Raw genomic sequence first — 18,458 nt, 5'->3', positions numbered from 1 at the left:
AACTGGGAGAAGTCCAGGATCTCCGGGAACATCCAGGAACCTCCGGCCCTCGGTGGGACGTTCTTCACGGAGCACGGGTACCGTCGTCCCTCCCGTACCGGTCCAACGAGTCCTCCAGGAGCCCCTCCCCATGACCACCGCCACCACCCGCAACAGCGACCGGCGGATCAGCCCCGTCTTCGTCGGGATCCTGGCCGTCACGGCGGTCACGGGCTGGGCCACCTGGACCGGGTTCGCCGCGCAGCCCGGTGTCGCCGTGTTCCTGTTCGTGACGGCCGCGTGGATCGTGTCGCTGTGCCTGCACGAGTACGCGCACGCGCGTACGGCCCTGCACGGCGGTGACATCACGGTCGGCGCGAAGGGCTACCTCACCCTCAACCCGCTCAAGTACACGCACGCCCTGCTCAGCATCGTGCTGCCGGTGATCTTCGTGATCATGGGCGGGATCGGGCTTCCCGGCGGTGCCGTCTTCATCGAGCGGGGGCGTATCAAGGGACGCTGGAAGCACAGTCTGATCTCGGCGGCCGGTCCGCTGACGAACGTGCTGTTCGCCCTCGTGTGCACCGCGCCGTTCTGGCTGGACGCGCTGGACGGCGTGCCCGCCGAGTTCCGGTTCGCGCTCGCCTTCCTGGCCCTGCTCCAGGTCACGGCGGCGATCCTGAACTTCCTGCCGGTGCCCGGCCTCGACGGCTACGGGGTCATCGAGCCCTGGCTGTCGTACAACATCAGGCGCCAGGTGGAGCCGTTCGCGCCGTTCGGGCTGCTGTTCGTGTTCGCGTTGCTGTGGCTCGGCCCGGTGAACAGCGCGTTCTTCGACGTGATCGACACGGTGCTGCGCGGTCTGGGGATCAACGCGTTGGACACGTACTGCGGTCAGGAACTGTTCCGCTTCTGGCAGGGGACGAACGAGTTCTGCTCGGTCAGCGGGTGACGGAGGGCTCGGCCGTGTTCTGCCTGGCCTTCTTGAAGTAGTACCAGGCCATGTTCGACGACAGCCCGGCCAGCAGTACCCACACGATCCCCAGCCAGTTGCCCTGGACGAAGGACACGACGGCGGCCGTGACGGCGAGCGCGCAGACGATCAGGGCGTAGAGGGCCAGGCGGGGCATGGGGTGGGCTCCTGTCAGGGGTCCGGTCGGGGGTCCGGTCGGGGGACACCGGTTCGCGGCGGCGTCCAGTGTCCCCCATCCGCTCAGATGTCGGTGACGCGCAGGCCCGCGTGGGCCTTGTAGCGGCGGTTCACGGAGATCAGGTTGGCGACCAGCGACTCGACCTGGTGTGCGTTGCGCAGCCGGCCCGCGAAGACCCCGCGCATACCGGCGATACGGCCGGCGAGGGCCTGCACGATCTCCACGTCCGCGCGCTCCTCACCGAGGACCATCACATCGGTGTCGATCTCCTCGATCTGCGGGTCCTGGAGCAGTACGGCCGACAGGTGGTGGAAGGCGGCCGTGACCCGGGAGTCCGGCAGCAGGGCGGCGGCCTGCTCGGCGGCGCTGCCCTCCTCGGGCTTCAGGGCGTACGCGCCCTTCTTGTCGAAGCCGAGCGGGTTCACACAGTCGACGACGAGCTTGCCGGCCAGTTCCTCGCGCAGGGACTCGAGGGTCTTGCCGTGTCCGTCCCAGGGCACGGCGACGATCACGATGTCGCTGCGGCGCGCGGTCTCGGCGTTGTCGGCGCCCTCGACTCCGTGGCCGAGTTCGTCGGCGGCGGCCTGGGCGCGGTCGGCGGCGCGCGACCCGATGATCACCTTCTGTCCGGCCCTGGCGAGCCGGTAGGCGAGGCCCTTGCCCTGCGGCCCGGTCCCGCCGAGCACGCCGACGACGAGCCCGGAGACGTCGGGAAGGTCCCAGGGGTCCTTGGCGGGAGCCTTCGCCGGGGGCTCGGCAGGGGTCTGTGCACTGTCGGTAGAGGTCATGGGCCGACCTTACGTCCGTGTCCGGGCGCCCGTGGGCTCAGGTGAGGTCCGTCACGGGCACCCGTCGGAAGGTGATCGTCTCGTAGGCGCTGAAGTCACCGGTCTCGTAGAGGAGTCCGACCGTGTCGTCGTCGACGCGGACCAGGTCGGAGTAGGCGGCGGGCAGGCCGTTCACCGTGTGCGCCGGGCGCCAGGTGGTGCCGGCGTCGGTGGAGACGCGGATGGTCATCAGGGCGCGGGCGGCGGGGTCGGCTGGACCGGAGTAGAGAAGCAGGTCGGGCTCGCGGAGCTGGAGCACGCTGCCCTGACAGATGGGCGCGGCCAGGCCGGCCTGGGGGCGGAAGGGCTTGACGAGGGTCTGGCCGCCGTCGGTGGAGTGGGCGTCGGCGCGGTTGCCGGGGGACGTGGAGTCGTTGCGGGTGTTGAAGTAGACGCGCCCGTCGGGGAGTTCGGCGGCGGTGGTCTCGTTGACGTTGATGTAGCCGTTGGTGTTCTCGTCGAGGTATCCGAGGCGCCAGGTCTTGCCGCGGTCGTCGCTGAGCAGACAGTGGCCGCTGTTGTAGTGGGGCTCGGTGCCGAGGTCCTGCCCGGTGGGCGGGATCGTGTGGTTGGCGGCGACGACGACCCGGCCGGTGCTCAGCTGGAGGGCGTGGCCGGGGGTGGTGGCGTACCAGCGCCAGGCCGGTTTCTTCACCTGGCCGGTGATCTCCACGGAGGAGGACCAGGTGAGTCCTTCGTCGTCGCTGTGGCGGACCCAGACGCGGCGCCCGCCCGCCGCCGGTACCTTGCCGAGCAGGATGTCCTTCTCGGTGGCGGTGCCCGAGGCGCGGATGTACACGAGGAGGATGCGGCCGGTGTCGAGGACGACGGGGGCGGGGTTGCCGGCGAGGTGGACGCCGTTGTCGGCGGCGCGGATGAGCGGGCCCCAGGTGCGGCCGCCGTCCGTGGACCGTTTCAGCACGATGTCGATGTGCCCGTGGTCCGAGGCGGAGCCGACCCGGCCCTCGCAGAAGGCGAGCAGGGTGCCGGAGGGGGCGGCGACGACGGCCGGGATGCGGTAGCTGGCGTAGCCCTCCTGGCCGGACCTGAAGGGGATGCTTGTCTCTGCCATGTGCGGCTCCTCGGCGAGAACGGTGACGGCGGAACGTGACTGTGGCTACGGGCAGTGGTTCGTGTTCTTACCCATGTTGGGCGAAATCATGGTGAAGGGCGCGTCCTGAGTCGGCCGTTGCGGCAGGATGCGCGGGCATGGACGCCGTACGGGTCGCGTTGTTGCGCGAAGTGCTCGCAGGAACCGAGTGGTTGGGGGCCACCCGGAGGTTCGCGGGGGCGTTACGGGGGTTGGTAGCCGCTCGGCAAGGAGTGCACACGAGGACGAATCAGCTCGATCGTGTGATCGTCCTCGTGGTGGCTTGCGGCTCCTCGGGCTGTTTGGGTTAGCGTGTTTGTGCGACCTGGGACACCGGGTACGGCGTTCAGCGTGCGGGGCCCCTGCTCCACCAGAGGATGGCAGGGCCTCCCCGTCGCCCCTGGCCGTACCCACTCGGCCAGGCCGTGAGGGAACTGGCCTCCCGGGCCCGGACCACGCACATGATGCGTGTCGCCACCCGGGGTCGAGTACGCCGGGGACCAGCTCGCCCAAGACCGTTCGGGGCGCGCGACTGAACGGACTCACCCCCGCTCAGTCCACAGGAACGGTCCGTGGTGTCGTACGGGGGCGGATTGCTGTTGGTCGGCACGCCCGCATACGAGCTGTGGCATGGACGAGGCGGCGTGGCCCTGGACGCCTGAGCTGGCCCCGACCTCGTATGGCATGACCCGCGGACATCCGCTCCCGGGCGGCTGTCGGCCGGGCTCGGGCGGATCGAGGCGGCGCGATCCCCCGCCCGGCGAAAAGCAGTTGCCCGCCCTCCTCCCCACCACTCAGCATGACCCCACGTGACCTCCCCTCTCCGCGCCCTCCTCCCCGACCTCTCCCCCTGGCGGGACTCCGTCGACTTCCGGAAGCTCTGGCTGTCCGGGCTGATCACCAACTTCGGGAGTTTTCTGACCTTCGTCGCGCTTCCGGTGCAGATGAAGGAGCTGACCGGGTCCGCCGCCGCGGTCGGGGCGATCGGGGCCGTGGAGCTGATCCCGTTGATCGTGTTCGGGCTGTACGGAGGGGCGCTGGCCGACGCGGCGGACAAACGGAAGCTGATCCTGTGGACGGAGGCGGGACAGGGGGCGCTGTGCGCCGTCCTTCTGGTGAACGCCGTACTGCCCGATCCGCTGGTCTGGCCGCTGTTCGTGGTCGCCGCGCTCACCTCGGCCCTCGGGTCGGTGCAGCGGCCCGCGCTGGACTCGCTGATGCCGCGGATCGTCGCCCATGAGCAGCTGCCGGCCGCCGCGTCGCTCAACTCCCTGCGGTGGACGGTCGGCGGGGTCGCGGGGCCTGCTCTGGCCGGTGTGGTCGTGGCCTACGCGGGGCTCGGGTGGGCGTACGCCGTCGATCTCGCCACCTTCGCCGTGTCCCTCCTCTTCGTCGTGGGGCTCGCCTCCTCCCCCGCGTCCCACGAGGCGGCGAAACCGTCGCTGCGGTCCATCGCGGAGGGCGCCCGCTACGCGTGGAACCGCAAGGAGCTTCTGGGCACGTACGCCATCGACCTCGCCGCGATGTTCCTGGCGATGCCGCTCGCCGTACTGCCGTTCCTCGCGGACGAGTTGGACGCGGAGTGGTCGCTGGGGCTGATGTACGCGGCGATCCCGGCCGGTTCGCTGCTCGTGAGCCTCACCAGCGGCTGGACGTCCCGGGTGCACCGGCACGGGCGGATGGTCGTGCTCGCGGCGGCGGGGTGGGGCCTGGCGATAGCGGCGTCCGGGGTCGTCGGGAACGTCTGGCTGGTGCTGCTGTTCCTGCTCCTCGGCGGCTGCTTCGACATGGTCAGCGGGATCTTCCGGGGCGCGATGTGGAACCAGACGATCCCGGACGAGCTGCGCGGACGCCTCGCCGGCATCGAGCTGCTCTCCTACTCGGTGGGCCCGCAACTCGGCCAGGTCAGGGCAGGTGGCGTGGCCGCCTGGCGCGGGGTACGGGCGTCGGTGTGGACGGGCGGGCTGGCGTGCGTGGCCGGGGTGGGTCTCCTGGCGGTGTGTCTGCCGGGCCTGATGCGGTACGACGTACGGACCAACAAGCACGCGGTACGGCTGCGGGAGCAGCGCGAGGCGGCGACGCGGGAGGCCGGCACGGGGGCCGGCCAAGGGGCCACCTGACGAACGCCCCCGAGCTCGTCCCGGCGAGACGATCCGCCCCGTACGCGGCGCCACGCCCGGCCCAGGAGGGGAACGACTCACCGGCCGGACCCGACTGAACGGCCGGACTGGCCAGGAGGCGGGAGGCGGGCCGAGCTGGCGGGAGCGGGCGAGCAGGCAGGCGGGCAGGCGGGCAGGCGGGCAGGCGGGCAGGCGGGCAGGCGGGCAGGCGGGCAGGCGCATCCTGGCAGTCGCCCGGCAGACAGCCCGGCGAGGCGGCCGTGCAGCCAGTGCCGCATGGCCTGGCCACCGGACAGGACCTGCGGGCCGAGGCCGGCAGGCCCGAACTGGTGTGAGCGACGCGCCGCCGAGGGGCGGCCGGCCCAGCGCCTCAGCGGGGCAGCACGCCCGGGCGCGACGCAGCAGGAGCGCCGAGCCGGACGCGGCTCAACCCAGTGCGACAAGCGGCACCACCGGGACGCCGAGCGGCATGGGCGACACCGCCGGACGCCGCGCGGCACCGCCGAGCCCGGCCACCACGGACGCCACCACCAGACACCACGCGCGGCGCGCCCGCCCGGGCGCAGGCGGCACCGCCGGACCCGACGCGCGGCGCGGCCGAGGCCGGGCGGGCCGGCGCGGGCCTGCGGGTCGGGGGGTTCTTCAGGAGCCGTTCGCGTCGTCGGACTTGGCGTCGTGCCAGTTCGGGTCGTTCTCCCACTGGAGGTTGCGTTCGCGGGCCGTTTCCATCGCGTGTTCCGCCTCCGTTCGGGTGGTGTACGGGCCGAAGCGGTCCTTGCCCGGGCAGTCCGGGCCCTCCTCGACCTTCTTGTGCTCCAGGCAGTAGTACCATTCGCCCGGTTTGCCGACCGTGCGCTTCTTGAACAGGGCCATGGTTCGGGCTCCTTTCCCCAGGGTCATCGTCCCCCACCAGGGCTAGTTAAACTCGCTGGCATGTCTGGCCAGTCGCTGCTCGTACCAGGGGAGCTCTCTCCCATCCGTTCCGTGCCCGGAAACATCCGTCGCCCCGAGTACGTCGGCAAGCCCGCGCCGGCCCCGTACACCGGGGCGGAGGTGCAGACGCCCGAGACGATCGAGGCGATGCGGATCGCCGGGCGGATCGCCGCGCGGGCGATGGCCGAGGCCGCGAAGCTCATCGCGCCCGGGGTGACCACCGACGAGCTGGACCGGGTCGCGCACGAGTACATGTGCGACCACGGCGCCTATCCGTCCACCCTCGGCTACCGCGGTTTCCCCAAGTCGCTGTGCACGTCCGTCAACGAGGTCATCTGCCACGGCATCCCGGACTCCACCGTGCTGCGGGACGGCGACATCGTCAACCTCGACGTGACGGCGTACATCGGTGGGGTGCACGGCGACAACAACGCGACGTATCTCGTGGGGGACGTCGACGAGGAGAGCCGACTGCTGGTCGAGCGGACCCGGGAGTCCCTGGACCGGGCCATCAAGGCCGTCAGGCCGGGCCGGCAGATCAACATCATCGGCCGGGTCATCGAGTCGTACGCCAAGCGCTTCGGATACGGCGTGGTCCGGGACTTCACCGGGCACGGCATCAACTCGTCGTTCCACTCCGGGCTGATCGTCCCGCACTACGACAGCCCGCACGCCACGACGCTCATCCAGCCGGGGATGACGTTCACGATCGAGCCGATGCTGACGCTGGGCACGCACGACTACGACATGTGGGACGACGGGTGGACGGTCGTCACCAAGGACCGCAAGCGCACGGCCCAGTTCGAGCACACCCTCGTGGTGACGGACACGGGCGCGGAGATCCTGACCCTGCCCTGACTGCCGGACTCGGGGACTGGCAGAGGCACAGGGTCAGCGTTCGAGGAACACGCGGCCCCCGACCTCCACCCACCCCATCGGCTGCGGCGCCGTGAGTAGCTGCGAGCCCTTGCCCTGGGTGATGTTGAGCGCCCGCCCCAACTCGTGCGTCAGCAACAGCGCCGCCGCCCCCGTGGCCTCGTCCTCGTCGATGCCGTCGTCACGGCCGGGGAACGCGCGGGCCCGTACCCGGCCCGCCGCCTCGTCCTCCCACGCCCACGCGTAGATCCACTCCCCCGGGGGCGGCACCTCCAGCGCGTCGACCTCCGCGGCCGACCCGTACCGCCGCAGCGTCCGCGCCGGCACCCACTCAGCGCGGGCCTCGATCCAGCTGAACTCCCCGTCCAGCCGGGCCCCCACCAGCCCGGCCGGCGTGACCAGTTCGGGCACGTCGAGCAGCCAGGCCGAGCCGACGCAGGGGTGACCGGCGAAGGGCAGCCGCAGGGTGGGCGTGTAGATGTCGATGATCCCGCGCTCGGGGTCGTCGACGAACACCGTCTCGCTGAAGCCGAGTTTCGCCGCGAACGCCTGCCGCTCGCTCCGCTCCGGCATGACGGAGCCCTCACGGACCACGCCCAGCTCGTTGCCGTATCCCCCGTTGGGGGCGCAGAAGACGCGGAGTACGTCGTAATCAGTCACGCGCGCATTCAAACACCCTGGTGGCAGCCGTCACCAACCGAGGAACCGACCGACTCGGCGCCTTACGCGCGGCGCGGCCCTGCCCGGGCTGATTCCGTCCCCGTCGGGCTCGAGCTGTGTCCTGATCTCGACGGCCCGAGCCGCTTGACCTGTGCGTTACCTGTGCATGGGGTTTGCTTTAGATCGACTTTACATAGCGATTAATCCGCCGTGATCGGGGCGTGCCCTTCACCGTTCATGAGAGGTGAATCACCGATTGTCCGGGTATCACTGAGGCAAGCCTTAGGTAAGTTAGGGCCGCCTCACCAAACCTGTGTGAACCCGGCCACGTCGTTTTTTCGCCAAACGCCATTCGCCTCTCGCGATACCCAGGAGCCCGCATGCGAGCCGTCAGACTCTCCTTCGTCACCGCCGCCACCACCGCGGCGGCCCTGGCCGCCGTCACCGGCTGCACGGAGAAGGGCAGTTCCACAAGCGGCGACCACGTCATCAGCGTCACGGCGACGGACGACAAGTGCGAGGTGTCCAAGAAGGAGTTCCCGGCCGGGCACGTCGAGCTGGCCATCGAGAACAAGGGCTCCAAGGTCACCGAGGTCTACGTCCTCTTCCCGGACGACCGGATCGTCACCGAGCGCGAGAACATCGGCCCCGGCACCAAGCAGAAGGTGACCGCCGAGGTGAAGGCAGGCGACTACACGATCGCCTGCAAGCCCGGTATGAAGGGCGACGGCATACGGCAGGCCGTCAAGGCCACCGGCGGCAAGGTCGCCAAGCGCGACCCGCGTCTGGACGCGGCCGTCGCCGCCTACCGCAAGTACGCCCAGGAACAGGCGGACGCGACGCTGCCGCTCGCCGAGACCTTCGCCAAGGCGGTCAAGGACGGCGACCTCGAGGCCGCGAAGAAGGCGTACGCGCCCTCCCGTATCGGCTGGGAGCGCACCGAGCCGGTCGCCGAGTCCTTCGGTGACATCGACCCGAAGGTCGACGTCCGCGCGGACGGCCTGGAGGCCGGGCAGAAGTTCACCGGCTGGCACCGCCTGGAGAAGTCCCTCTGGGAGGACAAGAAGATCACCGCCGAGGACAAGACCCTCGCCGACGACCTGATCACCAACCTGAAGGACTGGCAGAAGCGGGTCGGCACGGCGGAGATCACCCCGACCTCGATGGCCAACGGCGCCAAGGAGCTCCTCGACGAGGTCGCCACGGGCAAGGTCACCGGCGAGGAGGAGCGCTATTCGCACACCGACCTCGTCGACTTCAAGGCCAACGTCGAGGGCGCCGAGCAGTCCTACGAGCTGCTGAAGCCCGTCGCGAAGGAGAACGACGCGGCGCTGGTCACGGAGCTGGACAAGCAGTTCGCGGCCCTGAACACGCTGCTCGACAAGTACCGCACGGACAAGAACTCGTACGACTTCACCTCGTACGACAAGGTCGGCGCCGCCGACCGCAAGGAGCTCTCCGACGCGGTGAACGCGCTCGCCGAGCCCCTGTCCAAGCTCGCCGCCGCCGTCGTGAAGTAGAGGGGGACCGACTGTCATGACGGACTCAACGGACTCGACGGACTCGACGGAAACCACGGGAACCACGGGAACACCGGGTACGCCGGGTACGCCGGGTACGCCGGAGACGGCTGAAGCCCCCGCCGGCGCGAGCGGTGGTACCTCGCGGCGCGCCCTGATCGGCTGGGGCGGGGCCGGGCTCGCGCTCGGGGCCGCCGCGGCCGGGGCCGGCATGGCGATGACCCGCGGCGGCGACGACGTGCAGACGGTCGCCGCCGACGCGGGCGGGGCCGTCGCCTTCCACGGCGCCAACCAGGCCGGGATCGCGACACCGGTGCAGGACAGGCTGCACTTCGCCGCGTTCGACCTGGAGACGGACGACCGCGCCGAGTTCGTCCAGATGCTGAAGGACTGGACGGCGGCGGCCCGGCGGATGACGGCCGGACACACGGTCGGCGAGGGCGCGTACGGCGGTCTGGCCGAGGCGCCGCCGGACGACACCGGTGAGGCGCTGGGACTCAAGCCGTCGCGGCTGACGCTGACGATCGGGTTCGGGCCCGGCCTGTTCGAGAAGCTCGGCCTGACGGAGCGGCGGCCGGACGCGCTCGTCGATCTGCCGCAGTTCCCCGGCGACAACCTCGACAGGAACCGCAGCGGCGGCGATGTGTGTGTGCAGGCCTGCTCGGACGATCCGCAGGTCGCGGTGCACGCCATCCGCAACCTGGCCCGGATCGGCTTCGGCAAGGTGTCGATGCGCTGGTCGCAGCTCGGCTTCGGCAAGACGTCGTCGACGACCCCCGAGGCGCAGACCCCGCGCAACCTGCTGGGCTTCAAGGACGGCACCCGCAACATCGCGGGCACCGAGACGGACCGGCTGAAGAAGTTCGTGTGGGTGGACGGCGCGGACGTCGACGACAACTCGGCCTGGATGGAAGGGGGTTCGTATCTCGTCGCGCGGCGCATCCGGATGCACATCGAGCCCTGGGACCGGACCTCGTTGCAGGAGCAGGAGGACATCTTCGGCCGCGACAAGGGTGAGGGTGCCCCCGTCGGCAAGGCCAAGGAGCGCGACGAGCCGTTCCTGAAGGCGATGAAGCCCGACGCACACGTGCGCCTCGCACACCCCGACTCCAACCACGGTGCGACCCTGCTGCGCCGCGGCTACTCCTTCACGGACGGCACGGACGGCCTCGGCCGCCTGGAAGCGGGACTGTTCTTCCTCGCCTACATGCGTGACGTCCGCAAGGGTTTCATCCCCGTGCAGCGCAACCTCGCGACGGACGCGCTCAACGAGTACATCCAGCACGTGGGTTCGGCGGTCTTCGCGATCCCGCCGGGCGTCCGGGACAAGGACGACTGGTGGGGCCGAGCACTGTTTTCCCAGGAGGCCTGACCGTGTTCGCGAACTATCTGATCGGTCTGCGCGAGGGCCTGGAAGCCAGTCTCGTCGTCTGCATCCTCATCGCCTATCTGGTGAAGACGGACCGCCGTGACGCCCTGAAGCCGATCTGGATCGGCATCGGGGTCGCCGTCACCCTCGCCCTCGGCTTCGGCTGCGCGCTCGAATTCGGCTCCCAGGAGCTGACGTTCGAGGCGCAGGAGGCGCTCGGCGGCTCCCTGTCGATCATCGCCGTGGGTCTGGTCACGTGGATGGTCTTCTGGATGCGGCGTACGGCCCGGCATCTGAAGGCGGAGTTGCACGGCAAGCTGGACGCGGCCCTCCAGATGGGCACGGGCGCACTGGTCGCGACCGCGTTCCTGGCGGTGGGCCGGGAGGGCCTGGAGACCGCGCTGTTCGTGTGGGCGTCGGTGCGGGCGTCCAGTGACGGCACCGAAGGGCCCCTGATCGGCGTGCTGTTGGGCATCGCGACGGCGGTCCTGCTCGGCTACCTGTTCTACCGGGGCGCCCTGCGCATCAACCTGTCCAAATTCTTCACCTGGACCGGCGGCATGCTGGTCGTCGTCGCGGCGGGCGTCCTCGCCTACGGCTTCCACGACCTCCAGGAAGCCGACCTCGTGCCCGGCCTGACGGACAAGGCCTTCGACATCAGCGAGACGATCCCGCCGGACAGCTGGTACGGCACGCTCCTCAAGGGCGTCCTGAACTTCCAGCCGGACCCGACCGTCCTCCAGGTCACGGTGTGGGCGCTGTACCTGGTCCCGACGCTCGCCCTCTTCCTGGCCCCGGTAGGGTTCGCCTCCGGGAAGGGGAAGGTGAAGCCAGCTGATGAGCAGGGTGAGCAGGGGTCGCAGCCCACGAAGTCCACAAACGCCTCGTAGGCCGCTTACGCCGCGTACGTCTCTCGGCCTGCTTCGGCGAAGCGCCCTCGCGGCGGCCTCGGTGACCGTGTTGTCGCTGGCGGCGAGCGGCTGTGTCGTGGTGCACGGCGAACGCGAGGTGCTCCCGGCGGCGACCCCGACGGAGGCCGCCGAGGCGCTGAAGGACTTCACGGCCGCCTACAACAAGGCGGACAAGGCGTACGACCGTGGCCTGGACGCCGACTACGTCACCGGCGCCCTCGGCGCGATCGACGCCGCCCGGCTGGACGCCGGTCACGAGATCAGCCCGAGCGGCAACCCGTCGTACGTACCCCTGGAGTTCACGGACACCCGGTTCACCATCCCGAAGAAGGCGGGCTGGCCGCGCTGGTTCGTCGCGAACGCCGACGCCAACAAGGGCCAGGACGCGCGCTGGCTGCTGGTGTTCACGCGCAGCAACGTGGCCGAGCCGTGGGCGGTGGCGTATCTGACGCTTCTCGACGCGGACGACGTACCGGCGTTCAAGACGGACAAAGACGGTTTCGCCGAGCCGGTGCCGGCGAACTCGACCGAACTGGCCGTCGCGCCCGAGGACTTGAGCAAGGACTACGCGACGTTCCTCATGGACGGCAGCGGCGACGTCTTCGCGCCCGGCGTGCACACGAGCGCGTGGGTGGCGCAGCGCAAGAAGAGCGCCATCAAGCCCGGGCTCGTCACCCAGTACATCGACGAGCCGCTCGGCAAGGGCGACTTCGCCCCGCTGGGCCTGCGTACGGCGGACGGCGGCGCGCTGGTCTTCTTCGCCACGCACCACTACGAGAAGCAGACGGCCGCCCAGGGCACGTCGATCCCGGCGCAGAGCAACAGTGTGCTGGCGCTGACGACGGGCGAGATCAAGCAGTCGCTGACCCTGGAGTTCGTGTCGAACCAGGCGGTGCTGGACCCGGGCAGGGGTGCCGCGGACAAGGGTGTGGAGTTCCTGAGCCGCATCCAGGGTCTGACGGCGGCACAGGGAGAGTGACTCCGGTCGGCCGGGCGGCGGTTCAGCCTCGGTGGGGCCAGGCCGCAGCGGCGTGGTCGGGCTCCTCGCCGGCGTACCGGGCGCAGGCGTCGGTGAGTACCTCGAGCAGGCTGAGCGGGTCGGGCAGGGCGAACTCCGGCCCGCGTACCCAGTAGACGCCCTGGTCACCGGGCAACTGGGCGGGCGGTACGAGGACATAGGAGCCCCGGCAGTGCCAGCGCAGCCCCGGATGCTCGTCCATGGTCTCGGGGTGGCAGTCCAGTTCGCAGGGCCACCACTCGTCCTCGTCGTCGGGGGTGCCGCGCGTGAGGGTGAAGAACAGCAGCCGTCCGTCGTCGCTCTCGGCGACGGGCCCCACCTCGATGCCGGCGCCGAGCAGCCGCTCCAGCGCCGCGCGGCCCGCTTCGAGGGGCACGTCGAGGACGTCGTGGACTATGCCGGTCGCGGTGATGAAGTTGGCCTGCGGCTGGTGCCTGGCCCACCGCTCGATCTGGGCGCGGTCGGTGGTGGACTGGGTCTGCCAGGCGAAGGAGATGGGGTGCCGGGCGGGGGTCGGACAGCCGACGCGGTCACAGGAACACCGGTAGGCGGAGGGGTGTGCGGCGGGCGCGAGAGGCAGTCCGGCACGGGCGGCGGCGAGCAGCAGTTCCTCACGCCGCCTGCTCTCGTCCCGGTTGGCGGCGTCCTCCCGGTCATTCGTTCGACGTCCACGCAGCCACTGGGAGATCCGGCCCTGCCGGCCCGTCGTACGACCGTCGAACTCCGCGCTCATGTATCGCCTCGCCTCGCTGCTGTTGTGCGGACAGCCTGCTCCATGGTCCCACCATCCTGCGCCGCGGGAGGCCGGAGCCGACATCCGGGGTAGGTGGGACGAGGCACACGGCGGGTTCGATCACCCGATTTCCATCCGATTAGCAGGATTTACCACCCACGGTTTTCGGCCATATTGAGCTCACTTGTTGCCGGGTGCGGCGATCCCGCCCAGGGCGTAGTCGACGAGGGTGTCCGTGTACTCGTACGAGATGGGGCCGGTGAACTGGAGCCAGCGCTGGGCGAGCGGGGAGACGAAGAGTTCGAGGGCGATCCGGGGGTCGATGTCGGCTCGCACCTGCCCCGCCTCCTGGGCGGCGCGCAGTCGCTGGACGTAGAGCTGGAGGGAGGGTTCGAGCAGCTTGGCGACATACCTCCGGCCGAGCTCCTCGTTCACCAGGCCTTCGGCGGCGAGGCCGCGGGAGGGGACTGCGAACACCGGGTCGAGCAGCTGGTCGACCGTGAGGCGCAGGACGGTCTTGAGGTCGGCGGCGAGGTCTCCGGTGTCGGGGATGACGTACGCCCGCCCGGGTGCGGCGGCCTCGGCGGCCTGCTCGCTGAGATCGACGAAGGCCTCCATGAGCACGTCCCCCTTGGAGGACCACCACCGGTAGATGGTCTGCTTCCCGACACCGGCCCGGGCGGCGATGCCCTCGATGGTCGTCTTCTGGTACCCGACCTCGCCGATGAGGGCGAGGGCGGCCTCGTAGATGGCACGCCGGGACTTCTCGCTGCGGCGGCTGGAGTCGGGGACGGGCTTGGCGGGACCCGGCGTGGCCGGGGTGGACTTCTGGACCATGTCGGCAATTTACCAGGTTGACAAGACGGAGCGTCTCGCCGCAAGGTGGAACGCGAATCAGACGAGACGATACGTATCGTGAGACTTTAGGAGAGATGCGCGATGGCGCGAGGCGGCGGAAACATGCTCGGAGTCGGCGGCACCCGCAGCAACCTGGGCAAGGGCGCGCTGCGCGGCGGCGGCCGGGGCAAGCAGGTGGGCGGCGGAACGGACCCGCAGGCCCAGAAACGGGAGCTGCTGCGCAAGTTGCAGCAGAAACGGACGGAGGAGGAGGCCACGGAGGCAGGGAGCGGGGAGGCAGGGGGCGCGGAGGTGAAGGGCACGAAGGCCACGGGCGCGGAGGACGGCGCGTAGACAGCCCCGCGCGATTGCCCTGCTGGCGCCGGGCACCACCCTGTGACTCCGGGCGGTGCCCTGGGCCACACCCCCGCCCCCGACTCGCCCGAAATCCACTTGCGCGCCCGCCTCACCGGGGTCAACGTCTGCTGACACCTGAACGAAGGCAGAGACAAGACGATGACCGCGCAGAACCAGAAAACCCTCCCCGTCGACCACGAACTCATCGAGGCCGCGGCGCACATCGCGCGCACCCGGTGCCGGGGCGACAACCACACGATGGCGGCGGCGGCCCGCACCCCGGACGGCCGGATCGTCACAGCGGTGAATGCCTACCACTTCACCGGAGGCCCCTGCGCCGAACTGGTCCTCATCGGCACGGCAGCGGCGCAGGGCGCCTACGACCTGGACACGATCGTCGCGGTGGGCGACCGCGACCGGGGAGTCGTGCCACCGTGCGGCCGATGCCGTCAGGTTCTCCTCGACTACTTCCCCGCCCTCAAGGTCATCGTCGGCACGGGAGACCACGTCCGCGCCGTGCGCATCACCGACCTGCTTCCCGTGAGCTATGTCTGGGCCGACCACCAGCTCGACGCCGAATAGGCGTACGGTCTGTGAGCCTGCCCCTCAGGGCAGTCGGCCAGAGGTATGGAGCGCGTCGAACACCAGCTGGTCCACTGCCGAGACCCGCGCGCGATCGCCGTAGCCGAACCAGTCCGACTCGGCGATCTCCCTCGAGGGAAGCAGCGGACCGGTGTACTCGGCGGTGTAGCAGATCATCCGGAAGTCCGTGCGGCCGGCGCCGCCCCTCCGGGTCTCGAAGGTGCCGACGTGCTCCATCGTGGCCGTGTCCACTCGGGACCGGAGTTCTTCGTCGATCTCGCGCGCCAGGGTCTCGGCATCGGACTCCCCGGGCTCCCGCTTCCCGCCCGGGAAGTAGAAGAGATCGATTCCTCGGTTACGGGTCACCAGCACCCGCCCGTCACGCAGCAGAACCCAGGCCACCTTCTCCGGAACGCCTTCGCTCTCTCCCATCCCCGAGCTCTACCCACCCGCGCCCCGTCCCAGAGCCGCGACAAGGGCCGGCCGGCTGCCTGGTCAGGACCTGTCGTCCTCCACCGCCTCCGGCGGCGGCCAGGCGTCCCCCCAGTCGATGTCGCGGGCGGCCCGGTACAGAACCCCGTGCCGCTTCGTGACCGTGGTCCGGGCGAGCGAGGGCTCCGTCTCGCACAGGTCCAGGAGCACCTGCCCCTTGCGGATCTGCGGCCTGCGTACGACACGGGCGGGGGCCGGGGTGACCGGGAAGCGGGTGGCGGCGACGTAGCTGAACTTCTCGTCCTCGTACGGGAGGGAGCCGCCCTTGACCTTGCGGTGGAGGGAGGAGCGGCTGACCCGGGCGGAGAAGTGGCACCAGTCCTCACCCCGGACGATCGGGCAGGCGGAACTATGGGGGCAGGGGGCCGCGATGTGGAACCCGGCGCGCACCAGCTTCTCGCGGGCCTCGATGACGCGGAGGTAGCCGTCGGGGGTGCCGGGTTCGATGACGACGACGGCCTGGGCGGCGCCGGCCGCCGCGTCGATCACCGAGGTGCGGTCGGCGTCCGTCAGTTCGCCCAGCACGTACGAGATGGTGACGAGATCAGTGCTCTCGATTTTGAGCGCCGCTCCGATCCGAGAGCGCTGCCACTCCGCACCCTTCAGCTCCGGGTTGGCGGCGGCGATCTCCCGCCCCAGCGCGAGCGCCGGCTCGGCCCAGTCCAGCACGGTCACCGGCCGCGCGCCCGCCCACACGGCGTTGACCGCCCAGGTCGCGGCGCCTGTCCCGCCCCCGACGTCGACATGGCTCCCGGGCACCCAGCCGGGCGCGGCCCGGGCAAAGGCGTCCAACGCGGAGCACACGGCCTCAAAGGTGGCCGGCATCCGGTAGGCGGCGTACGCGGCCACGTCCGACCGGTCCCGCAGCACGGGCACGTCGGTCGGCGTCCGCCCCCGGTAGTTGACGATCAGCCGCTCGACCGCCTGCGCGGCCACCTTGGGCGGCAGCCCGTCGAGCAGACCGGCGAGGGAGGCGCGCAGGGCGTCGGCGGGGGAAACGGGGGTGTTCACGGGGTGATTCCAGAGGTGGGAGGGAGGGGGTTGATTTTCCCTCGGGACGGCTGTGAGCGGTGCAAAACGGGTTGTCGGCAAGCTGCGTGTGCTTGGCTTCGCCGGGACGAGGGTCGTGCCGGTGACGGCCTTGGCGCGAGTCAGAGCCGGCCGAGGTCGATCTCCACCGTGAAGGGAGCGGAAGCCTTGACGACGCCGGTGAACATGTCGCCGGTCCGGTAACGGTCTGTCGCCGGGTCGAGGACGTAGGTGTAGATCAGCGGAACGCCCGTGGCGGCCTGCTCGATCCGCCAGTAGAAGGCGATTCCGGCCTTGGCGTACTGGTCCACTTTCACGATCCGGTCAGTGGTCTCCGATCCCGGCGAGACGACCTCGGCCACCAACAGCACATGCTCGGGGCGAGTGGGTGTGACGTCGATGGTGTCCGCCCGATAGACCACGACGTCCGGGCGGCGGCTGGTGAGTGGCACGTCCTGGAGGCGGACGTCGAAGTCGGTATCGGCATTCCAGTCCGGTCCGGCCGCGGCATCCAACGCGTTCGCCAGGATCCGAGCAAGGCGATTGTGCCGCTTGGACGCGCTGGGACTCACGACAACCATGCCGTCCACGATCTCGATCCCCGCACACTGCTCCTCGGACCAGGAGTCGTACTGCTCCGCCGTGATCTGCTCATGCATCCACGCAGGGGCCACCGTCTCGGCAGTCATGACGCTCCTCCCGGACACCCGTCAGGCGGGCCTGATCCCGCTGGCATCAGCGTACTGTTCCCGCGCGAAGCGGGAGTGCCCGCCGGCTGACTGACCGAGTCGGTCGCGCACCAGACCAACTCGCCTTTGGCAGCAAGTCGGTCGAGCACCAGGCGGTTCAGCTGGAACCCGTACCCGGGCCTTGGACGCGTAGTGAAGTGGCGGTGCACCGTCTGGCAGGACGCGCCGAAGAGAGGCGGCCGGCGCCAATCAGGACATCGTCCTGGGCCGAGACCCTTCACTAGATCAGCGCTGCGCGTCGAAGCAAGTCGGCGTATGGAAGATGAATGGGACAGGCTTCTCCGATCGCGGAGGGAGCGACAACGGAGTCTCGACAGCCACTTGAAAGGCCGACGCCTCGCGTTATCCGCAAGTCCACAAGTCAGTTCCAGACCATCACGTCGATAACGAGCCGCTCTCCATCGACATCGCGGACTTCGATGCGGGCAATTCTCTTCTGAGTCGTCTTGACACAGATGACAGCGCCGCGGCTGATTTCGCTTTTACCGATACTATTCGCGTACCCTGTAACGCCACAATCCGACTTCTTGGTTGCGCCGGGAACGATCACACTGAAGGCGATAATATTGGAGTTATCCGAATAGGTGAAATCGTGATCGTCCTGATCGCTCCCGGGGCTGTACCGCCAGTCCTTCGCTTCCGCTTCAGTAGCATCCAGGTCGATCCCGTTCAGCTTGGCGATGTGAATGTCCTTTTGGGTTCGCCTGATGCTGTCCGGAGGTCCAGACGGGAGACTCTTGATCGTCGTAGGGCCCACTCCGGTCGCGGTGACTTCCGATGGGGCCGGAACCGGAAATGGCCCATTGGAGCCGCGATCCGCATCAGGCTCTCTGGCGTTCAGTACCACTATCAGCACAACGGCCAGCGCAGCAAGCAGGACTACCGCAGCCCAGATCCCCAGCTGTTCCTGCTTCTGATTCTGATGAATAGTGCTCCTAATTACGCCTTCGGCATTCTGCCCACCTTCATTCATTCCGTGAACGGACTGGCTAACTGCGGAATCCTCGACGTTCGCAGCACGCTGGGTCACACCTCTGCCTGCCCGTGCGGGAGCGGTTCCTGAGCCGAGGCTGGTTGCCGTTAACACAGCGGTGGCAACGACCGTTGCGAAAGCGGTGGCGACAAGCCAGCGCTCGGCGGGTGTGTCCGGAAGCCAACCGAACGGCGCAGCGTGGACTATCCAAATGCTCAGCCCGAAGGACAGGGAGGTAGCGCCCACCGTAAA

Annotated in this window: 21 protein-coding genes; 9 read left to right on the top strand and 12 right to left on the bottom strand. The window is 69.6% G+C overall.

Annotated features, from left to right (window positions below):
- Positions 1-130 precede the first annotated feature (130 nt).
- A complete protein-coding gene (locus PV396_RS17055; protein WP_319205431.1) occupies positions 131-931 on the top strand; it encodes a site-2 protease family protein in 801 nt (266 codons plus the stop codon).
- On the opposite strand, the gene PV396_RS17050 is transcribed toward PV396_RS17055, so the two are convergent.
- The 3 genes from PV396_RS17050 to PV396_RS17040 all read right to left on the bottom strand — a co-directional run bounded on the left by PV396_RS17050 (position 921) and on the right by PV396_RS17040 (position 3,029).
- On the bottom strand, positions 921-1,109 hold the full coding sequence (locus tag PV396_RS17050) for a hypothetical protein (RefSeq protein WP_319205429.1): 189 nt from the start codon (positions 1,107-1,109) through the stop codon (positions 921-923). The two genes, PV396_RS17055 and PV396_RS17050, sit on opposite strands and share 11 nt — an antisense overlap.
- Before the next feature lie 83 nt (positions 1,110-1,192).
- A complete protein-coding gene (gene npdG / locus PV396_RS17045; protein WP_319205427.1) occupies positions 1,193-1,918 on the bottom strand; it encodes an NADPH-dependent F420 reductase in 726 nt (241 codons plus the stop codon).
- A gap of 37 nt (positions 1,919-1,955) precedes the next feature.
- The gene (locus PV396_RS17040; protein WP_319205425.1) at positions 1,956-3,029 is read right to left on the bottom strand and encodes a sialidase family protein; all 1,074 of its coding nucleotides are present in this window, start codon (positions 3,027-3,029) and stop codon (positions 1,956-1,958) included.
- Between the two features lie 827 nt (positions 3,030-3,856).
- On the opposite strand from PV396_RS17040, the gene PV396_RS17030 reads away from it, so the two are divergent.
- Positions 3,857-5,167, top strand: a complete 1,311-nt coding sequence (locus PV396_RS17030) for an MFS transporter (protein WP_319205423.1) — start codon at positions 3,857-3,859, stop codon at positions 5,165-5,167.
- A gap of 426 nt (positions 5,168-5,593) precedes the next feature.
- On the opposite strand, the gene PV396_RS17025 is transcribed toward PV396_RS17030, so the two are convergent.
- Together PV396_RS17025 and PV396_RS17020 are read right to left on the bottom strand one after the other, a co-directional pair.
- Complete coding sequence (locus PV396_RS17025) at positions 5,594-5,740, bottom strand: hypothetical protein (protein WP_319205421.1); 147 nt, start codon at positions 5,738-5,740, stop codon at positions 5,594-5,596.
- 69 nt (positions 5,741-5,809) lie between these two features.
- Positions 5,810-6,040 (bottom strand): hypothetical protein, encoded by a 231-nt coding sequence (locus tag PV396_RS17020; RefSeq protein WP_319205419.1) that lies wholly within the window; start codon positions 6,038-6,040, stop codon positions 5,810-5,812.
- A 60-nt stretch (positions 6,041-6,100) separates the two neighbouring features.
- On the opposite strand from PV396_RS17020, the gene map reads away from it, so the two are divergent.
- Positions 6,101-6,958, top strand: coding sequence for a type I methionyl aminopeptidase (gene map / locus PV396_RS17015; RefSeq protein ID WP_319205417.1), 858 nt, complete (start codon positions 6,101-6,103; stop codon positions 6,956-6,958).
- Between the two features lie 33 nt (positions 6,959-6,991).
- On the opposite strand, the gene PV396_RS17010 is transcribed toward map, so the two are convergent.
- Complete coding sequence (locus tag PV396_RS17010; RefSeq protein WP_319205414.1) at positions 6,992-7,636, bottom strand: PhzF family phenazine biosynthesis protein; 645 nt, start codon at positions 7,634-7,636, stop codon at positions 6,992-6,994.
- Between the two features lie 380 nt (positions 7,637-8,016).
- On the opposite strand from PV396_RS17010, the gene efeO reads away from it, so the two are divergent.
- From efeO to PV396_RS16990, 4 genes are read left to right on the top strand one after another with little or no spacing between them, the layout of a single operon-like run.
- A complete protein-coding gene (gene efeO / locus PV396_RS17005) occupies positions 8,017-9,156 on the top strand; it encodes an iron uptake system protein EfeO (protein WP_319205412.1) in 1,140 nt (379 codons plus the stop codon).
- A 16-nt stretch (positions 9,157-9,172) separates the two neighbouring features.
- Positions 9,173-10,528: an iron uptake transporter deferrochelatase/peroxidase subunit gene (efeB, locus tag PV396_RS17000; RefSeq protein ID WP_319205410.1), complete on the top strand. Its 1,356-nt coding sequence runs from the start codon at positions 9,173-9,175 to the stop codon at positions 10,526-10,528.
- Positions 10,529-10,530: 2 nt separating this feature from the next.
- Entirely contained in the window at positions 10,531-11,415 is an 885-nt protein-coding gene (gene efeU / locus PV396_RS16995; RefSeq protein WP_319205408.1) for an iron uptake transporter permease EfeU, read from the top strand.
- Positions 11,363-12,415 carry a hypothetical protein gene (locus tag PV396_RS16990; protein ID WP_416071411.1) on the top strand — a complete coding sequence of 351 codons (1,053 nt, stop codon included), beginning with the start codon at positions 11,363-11,365 and terminating at the stop codon, positions 12,413-12,415. The genes efeU and PV396_RS16990 overlap by 53 nt, the downstream gene beginning before the upstream one ends.
- 22 nt (positions 12,416-12,437) lie before the next feature.
- On the opposite strand, the gene PV396_RS16985 is transcribed toward PV396_RS16990, so the two are convergent.
- Both PV396_RS16985 and PV396_RS16980 read right to left on the bottom strand, forming a co-directional pair.
- Positions 12,438-13,187, bottom strand: coding sequence for a bifunctional DNA primase/polymerase (locus PV396_RS16985; protein WP_319205404.1), 750 nt, complete (start codon positions 13,185-13,187; stop codon positions 12,438-12,440).
- 180 nt (positions 13,188-13,367) lie between these two features.
- Positions 13,368-14,024 carry a TetR/AcrR family transcriptional regulator gene (locus tag PV396_RS16980; RefSeq protein ID WP_319205402.1) on the bottom strand — a complete coding sequence of 219 codons (657 nt, stop codon included), beginning with the start codon at positions 14,022-14,024 and terminating at the stop codon, positions 13,368-13,370.
- Between the two features lie 102 nt (positions 14,025-14,126).
- Between PV396_RS16980 and PV396_RS16975 the strand changes: the two genes are divergently transcribed.
- Complete coding sequence (locus PV396_RS16975; protein WP_319205399.1) at positions 14,127-14,378, top strand: DUF6243 family protein; 252 nt, start codon at positions 14,127-14,129, stop codon at positions 14,376-14,378.
- Positions 14,379-14,540: 162 nt separating this feature from the next.
- Positions 14,541-14,963, top strand: a complete 423-nt coding sequence (locus tag PV396_RS16970) for a cytidine deaminase (RefSeq protein WP_319205397.1) — start codon at positions 14,541-14,543, stop codon at positions 14,961-14,963.
- A gap of 24 nt (positions 14,964-14,987) precedes the next feature.
- On the opposite strand, the gene PV396_RS16965 is transcribed toward PV396_RS16970, so the two are convergent.
- The 4 genes from PV396_RS16965 to PV396_RS16950 all read right to left on the bottom strand — a co-directional run bounded on the left by PV396_RS16965 (position 14,988) and on the right by PV396_RS16950 (position 18,263).
- Positions 14,988-15,395 carry an NUDIX domain-containing protein gene (locus PV396_RS16965; protein ID WP_319205395.1) on the bottom strand — a complete coding sequence of 136 codons (408 nt, stop codon included), beginning with the start codon at positions 15,393-15,395 and terminating at the stop codon, positions 14,988-14,990.
- 63 nt (positions 15,396-15,458) lie between these two features.
- Positions 15,459-16,466: a small ribosomal subunit Rsm22 family protein gene (locus tag PV396_RS16960; protein WP_319205393.1), complete on the bottom strand. Its 1,008-nt coding sequence runs from the start codon at positions 16,464-16,466 to the stop codon at positions 15,459-15,461.
- Positions 16,467-16,606: 140 nt separating this feature from the next.
- Positions 16,607-17,173, bottom strand: a complete 567-nt coding sequence (locus PV396_RS16955; RefSeq protein ID WP_319205391.1) for a Uma2 family endonuclease — start codon at positions 17,171-17,173, stop codon at positions 16,607-16,609.
- 421 nt (positions 17,174-17,594) lie between these two features.
- Complete coding sequence (locus PV396_RS16950) at positions 17,595-18,263, bottom strand: hypothetical protein (RefSeq protein WP_319205389.1); 669 nt, start codon at positions 18,261-18,263, stop codon at positions 17,595-17,597.
- Positions 18,264-18,458 lie beyond the last annotated feature (195 nt).

It is taken from the genome of Streptomyces sp. ME02-8801-2C (assembly GCF_033793965.1).
Lineage (GTDB): Bacteria > Actinomycetota > Actinomycetes > Streptomycetales > Streptomycetaceae > Streptomyces.
Note: the sequence above shows the minus strand (reverse complement) of the source record. Positions and strands in the feature narration are given on the sequence as shown.